Origin of the sequence: Neobacillus drentensis (assembly GCF_036966985.1) — a bacterium.
In the GTDB taxonomy this organism is placed as follows: domain Bacteria; phylum Bacillota; class Bacilli; order Bacillales; family Cytobacillaceae; genus Neobacillus; species Neobacillus drentensis_E.
Window position 1 is genome coordinate 15,901 of record NZ_JBALSN010000241.1, and the last position, 5,670, is coordinate 21,570.

Consider the following 5,670-nt stretch of genomic DNA (forward strand, 5'->3'; position numbering starts at 1 on the left):
TATATCCCAACAAACGTTATTTCGATTACTGATGGACAAATTTTCTTACAATCTGACTTATTCTTCTCCGGTGTACGTCCGGCGATCAACGCTGGTCTTTCCGTATCACGTGTAGGTGGATCTGCACAAATCAAGGCGATGAAAAAGGTATCTGGTACTTTACGTCTTGACCTTGCATCATACCGTGAATTAGAAGCATTCGCGCAGTTTGGATCAGACTTAGATAAAGCAACTCAAGCGAAATTGAATCGTGGGGCGCGTACGGTTGAAGTTCTTAAAAACAAGACCTGCACAAGCCGCTTTCAGTTGAAAAGCAAGTTGCGATTCTTTACGCATTAACACGCGGCTTCCTTGATGATATTCCATTAGAGGACGTACGTCGTTTTGAATCAGAATACCTTAATTGGTTAGACCACAACCGCAAAGAGTTGTTAGACCATATTACAAAAACGAAGGACCTTCCTTCTGATGACGATATGGCTTCTGCAATCAACGCCTTTAAAAAGACGTTTGCAGTTTCCGAACAATAGGGTCTGACATTTAGAACGGTGAGGTGAACGGCACTGTGTGAAAACTTCACTTGATGCCGCGCGCCCAACCAGACATTCTTTGAAAAAGGGTGGTGAGAACCTATGGCTTCATTACGTGAGATAAAAACTCGTATTAATTCAACGAAAAAGACGAGTCAAATAACGAAAGCAATGGAAATGACCTCTGCTGCGAAATGGAATCGCGCTGTCGTGAATGCAAAAGCATTTGTTCCTTATATGGAAAAAATCCAGGAAGTAACGGCATCGATTGCAATTGGATCAGGCGGAGTAAATCATCCCATGCTGACAAGTCGACCCGTTAAGAAAACTGGTTATGTTGTAATGACTTCTGACTCAGGACTTGCTGGTGCATTTAACAGCAACGTGCTGCGTCGCGTGAGTCAAACAATTAAAGAGCGTCATAAATCGAATGATGAATTCGCGATTATTGCAATCGGACGTGTAGCACGTGACTTTTTTGTCAAGCGCGGCATGAATGTGGTCCTAGAAACAATCGGGATTCCGGCACAGCCGAACTTTGCTGACATTCAAGACATTACCCGTGCAACCGTTGGAATGTTTGCCGATGGCACATTCGATGAACTATATATCTATTACAGCCATTATCTAAGTGCCATTTCACAGGAAGTACTTGAGAAGAAGCTGCTCCCTCTAACGGATTTAAGCACTTCTGAAAAGGTCATTTCCTATACATTTGAGCCATCTGCAGAAGAAATTTTAGAAGTTCTCCTGCCTCAATATGCTGAGAGCTTAATTTTTGGCGCTCTCCTAGACAGCAAAGCGAGTGAGCATGCCGCTCGGATGACAGCAATGAGAAATGCAACAGATAATGCAAAAGAACTAATCAATCACTACACACTAGTCTTCAACCGTGCACGTCAAGCATCGATTACACAAGAAATCACCGAAATCGTCGGCGGTGCCGCAGCGTTAGAGTAGGAAATGTAGTTTCTTTAAAATAATTCTAATCTGGTGCCTGACACCAGTATAACCATTTAGATTTGAGCAGGGAACGATTATACCGTTCCCGACTCATTTTGTTCAGCATAGAACAATGCGCGTGACCATACTGAGTTCATTTTCAAAAATGCTTTTGGGTGGTTTTTCGCGAAAGAGTAAGTTAGGAGGGAAAACGATGAGCAAAGGACGCGTTCTTCAGATTATGGGTCCGGTAGTTGACGTTAAGTTCGAAAGCGGTCATCTGCCTGCGATTTATAATGCGTTGAGAATTTCAAGTAAAGCGAGTAATGCTTCCGAAGTTGATATCAACATTACCCTTGAAGTAGCTCTTCATTTAGGTGATGATACAGTTCGTACGATTGCGATGTCAACAACTGACGGTTTAACTCGTGGAATAGAAGTTGAAGATACTGGTGCACCGATTTCTGTACCAGTTGGTGATGTTACTCTTGGTCGTGTATTTAACGTATTAGGAGAAACAATTGACCTTGATCCAGCGATTCCAGCAAGCGAGCGCCGTGATTCAATTCACCGTGAAGCACCAACATTTGAAAATCTTTCTACTCAGGTAGAAATTCTTGAAACTGGTATTAAAGTAGTAGACTTACTTGCTCCTTATATTAAGGGTGGTAAGATCGGTCTATTCGGTGGTGCCGGTGTAGGTAAAACGGTATTAATCCAGGAATTAATCAACAACATCGCACAAGAGCACGGTGGTATTTCCGTATTCGCTGGTGTTGGTGAGCGTACACGTGAAGGTAATGACCTTTACCACGAAATGACGGATTCTGGTGTTATCAAGAAAACTGCGATGGTATTTGGACAAATGAACGAGCCGCCTGGCGCACGTATGCGTGTTGCTTTAACTGGTTTGACAATGTCTGAGTATTTCCGTGATGAGCAAGGACAAGACGTGTTGTTCTTCATGGATAACATCTTCCGTTTCACGCAAGCAGGTTCTGAGGTTTCCGCGCTACTTGGCCGTATGCCATCAGCGGTAGGTTACCAGCCAACTCTTGCAACTGAGATGGGTAAATTACAAGAACGTATTACATCTACAAACTTAGGATCAGTTACATCGATTCAAGCGATTTATGTACCTGCCGATGACTATACGGATCCGGCTCCAGCTACAACATTCGCTCACTTAGATGCAACAACAAACCTTGAGCGTAAGCTTTCTGAGATGGGTATTTACCCAGCGGTGGATCCTTTGGCTTCAACATCTCGTGCATTGTCACCTGATATTGTTGGCGAAGAGCACTACAATGTAGCTCGCCAAGTTCAATCAACATTACAACGTTATAAAGAGTTACAAGATATCATCGCGATCCTTGGTATGGATGAACTAAGTGATGATGATAAGTTAACGGTACAACGTGCGCGTCGTATCCAAGTATTCTTATCTCAAAACTTCCACGTTGCTGAGCAGTTTACTGGCCAGCCAGGTTCTTATGTACCTGTTAAAGAAACAGTTCGTGGATTCAAAGAGATTCTTGAAGGTAAGTATGACCACCTTCCAGAAGATGCGTTCCGTTTGGTTGGACGTATTGAAGATGTACTTGAGAATGCAAAACGCATGGGCGTTGAGGTCTAAACTGAGCCTGGAGGGTAAAAAATGAAGACGATTAAAGTCAGTATTGTTACTCCCGATGGCCCGGTGTATGAATCAGATGTAGAAATGGTTAGTACCAAGGCAACAAGTGGTGACCTAGGGATTTCTCCTGGTCACATGCCTTTAGTTGCCCCGCTGGAAATTACTTCTGTTCGTCTTAAAAAAGGCGGTAAAACGGATTATGTTGCGGTTAGTGGTGGATTTTTAGAGGTCCGTCCTGATCAAGTGACGATTTTAGCTCAATCAGCGGAACTTGCTTCTGAAATTGATGTGGAACGTGCCGTAAAAGCGAAGGAACGTGCAGAACAGCGCATGAGAGATCAGCATTCTGAGCATACTGATTTCAGACGTGCGGAGCTTGCTTTACAGCGTGCCATCAATCGCCTCGCCGTATCGGAAAGAAGATAATATTATAGATATAACTAACCCCTTTGGCGGCAATTTTTTCGAAAATTGTTGCTGGAGGGGTTTTTTGTGGATGTTGTTGTGGAAGGTTATTTTGGCTAGTCCTCCTTTGGCTGGCAATATGGTTAGATGGATAGTGTGTTTAGTGGAAGTGGCCGATAAATGGGGGAAAGTGGAAGAAAAAAATGAAAAGCGGCCGATATAATTGTAAAGTGGCAGATAAATTTTATAAGTGGCAGATAAAGTTGGGAAAGTGGCCGATATATCTAACGGGGCGGTCAAAATTTTGATTTGAGGGTCTTGTTTTTTATAAAAATAGGTAATTTAAAAGGTTATTTCCCGGAAATTAGAATATAAGATATATAAATCACTCCATCGACAGGATTTTTCTGTTGGATTTGTGCTCAATAATGGAATATCTGCATGATTTGTTATTAGATGAATATGATTATAGAAGGACATGTTACTTGTTCTAGATAAATTGCTTTTTTAGAAGAATATAAGGGTAAGTCTGAAAAAGAGATATTGGATGAACGTTTTATGACAAATCTCACTGACATTGTTCACATTTTGTTGTTAAATAAAGGTTGTTGTCGAACTTATTAGGTATTTGACAGGGAACCTCTATTAGGCTTGTCATCTTCCGTTATTGCAAAATTCCCGATTGAAAGTCTCTTTTGATAGCGAGCCCTCAAGAGCCTTTCAACCGGGAATTTCGCGGCGGTTAGAATTCCAATTTTTATGAATATGGCTTGTCGACATGGGTTTGTAACAATGCTATAATGAATTCGGTTACAATATTCACTAGTATGAAAATTTACAACATTGGAGGGGATGGACATGGAACTTCTAAATGTATATCAGAATAATTATCTGATTGTTTTTGCATTTCTATGTCTTGGGGTGCTGCTGCCTGTGGTGGCGTTATATTTAGGTAAGCTTCTGCGTCCGCATAAACCGAGCGAGGCGAAGTATACCACATATGAGAGCGGTATTGATCCATTTCACGATTCCCGTGTACAGTTCAATGTCCGCTATTATATTTTTGCCCTAATGTTTGTTATTTTTGATGTAGAAACCGTGTTTTTATATCCATGGGCTGTTGCCTATGATAAGTTAGGGATTTTTGCGCTAATTGAGATGTTGATTTTTGTTATTATGTTATTAATTGGCCTTGTGTATGCCTGGAAAAAGAAGGTGCTACGATGGAATTAAAACTAGATGGCCTTTCACAACAAGAAATGGCAGAGTTACAGCGAAATGTATTTATGACTACGCTAGAGCAAATTAAAGCTTGGGCTCGGAGCAGTTCGATCTACCCAGTGACATTTGGTCTGGCTTGTTGTGCGATTGAAATGATGGGTGTGGGCGGAGCGAATTATGATTTGGACCGTTCGGGTTCGTTTTTCCGGACGTCACCGCGTCAGTCGGATTGTATGATTGTGTCTGGCACCGTGACGAAGAAGATGGCACCAATTTTACGAAGATTATATGACCAAATGCCCGAACCAAAATGGGTCATTGCGATGGGTTCTTGTGCGACAGCAGGTGGGCCGTATGTGAAATCTTATTCAGTTGTTAAGGGAGTCGATCAAATCGTCCCCGTCGATGTATACATACCAGGATGCCCTCCAAACCCAGCCGCTTTAATTTATGGAATCAATAAATTAAAGGAAAAGATTCGCTATGAGGCGAAGACTGGGAAGAAGGTGATCTAACCAATGAGTGGGGAAAAAGATCTTGAACAGTTGAAGAAGGAAGCAGTTGCGAAGGCGAAGGCCGCGGCGGCGGCGAAACGAGCTGCAAAGGCTGCAGGGGAAGCGGCACCAGCTCCGAAGCAAGAAGAGAAGCCAGCTGAGCCAGTTAAAGCCGAAGCGCCAGCACCAACACCAGCAAATGATGCAGATGATCTAGCGAAAAGAAAGGCTGAGGCAGTCGCGAAGGCGAAGGCAGCAGCTGCAGCGAAACGAGCGGCGATGGAACAAGGCGGATCTTCAGCACCAGTGGAAGAAACCGCGCCAGCAGAACCCTCTGTACCGGCAGCAAACGATGCAGATGACCTCGCGAAGAAAAAGGCGGCGGCGGTGGCCAAAGCGAAGGCAGCAGCCGCCGCCTTTTTCTTCGCGAGGTCATCTGCAT

At 43.2% G+C, this 5,670-nt stretch carries 5 protein-coding genes and 2 pseudogenes; all 7 read left to right on the plus strand.

Annotated elements, in window-relative coordinates:
- Positions 1–530: pseudogene (locus tag V7659_RS16305) on the plus strand (F0F1 ATP synthase subunit alpha); the annotation flags it as partial.
- Positions 531–632: 102 nt separating this feature from the next.
- Positions 633–1,490 carry an ATP synthase F1 subunit gamma gene (atpG, locus tag V7659_RS16310; RefSeq protein ID WP_335540887.1) on the plus strand — a complete coding sequence of 286 codons (858 nt, stop codon included), beginning with the start codon at positions 633–635 and terminating at the stop codon, positions 1,488–1,490.
- Positions 1,491–1,686: 196 nt separating this feature from the next.
- Positions 1,687–3,108: a F0F1 ATP synthase subunit beta gene (gene atpD / locus V7659_RS16315; protein WP_335540888.1), complete on the plus strand. Its 1,422-nt coding sequence runs from the start codon at positions 1,687–1,689 to the stop codon at positions 3,106–3,108.
- Between the two features lie 21 nt (positions 3,109–3,129).
- Positions 3,130–3,534, plus strand: coding sequence for a F0F1 ATP synthase subunit epsilon (locus tag V7659_RS16320; RefSeq protein ID WP_335540889.1), 405 nt, complete (start codon positions 3,130–3,132; stop codon positions 3,532–3,534).
- 837 nt (positions 3,535–4,371) lie between these two features.
- Positions 4,372–4,746, plus strand: coding sequence for an NADH-quinone oxidoreductase subunit A (locus tag V7659_RS16325; protein ID WP_283876716.1), 375 nt, complete (start codon positions 4,372–4,374; stop codon positions 4,744–4,746).
- The gene (locus V7659_RS16330; protein WP_026568237.1) at positions 4,737–5,249 is read left to right on the plus strand and encodes a NuoB/complex I 20 kDa subunit family protein; all 513 of its coding nucleotides are present in this window, start codon (positions 4,737–4,739) and stop codon (positions 5,247–5,249) included. Before V7659_RS16325 ends, V7659_RS16330 begins: the two co-directional genes overlap by 10 nt.
- A gap of 3 nt (positions 5,250–5,252) precedes the next feature.
- Positions 5,253–5,670, plus strand: a pseudogene (locus V7659_RS16335) (NADH-quinone oxidoreductase subunit C); the annotation flags it as partial.

Bases quoted from the DNA above. Each gene is read 5' to 3' on its own strand.
- atpD (WP_335540888.1), top strand. From the start codon at position 1,687: ATGAGCAAAGGACGCGTTCTTCAGATTATGGGTCCGGTAGTTGACGTT.
- V7659_RS16330 (WP_026568237.1), top strand. From the start codon at position 4,737: ATGGAATTAAAACTAGATGGCCTTTCACAACAAGAAATGGCAGAGTTA.
- V7659_RS16320 (WP_335540889.1), top strand. From the start codon at position 3,130: ATGAAGACGATTAAAGTCAGTATTGTTACTCCCGATGGCCCGGTGTAT.
- atpG (WP_335540887.1), top strand. From the start codon at position 633: ATGGCTTCATTACGTGAGATAAAAACTCGTATTAATTCAACGAAAAAG.
- V7659_RS16325 (WP_283876716.1), top strand. From the start codon at position 4,372: ATGGAACTTCTAAATGTATATCAGAATAATTATCTGATTGTTTTTGCA.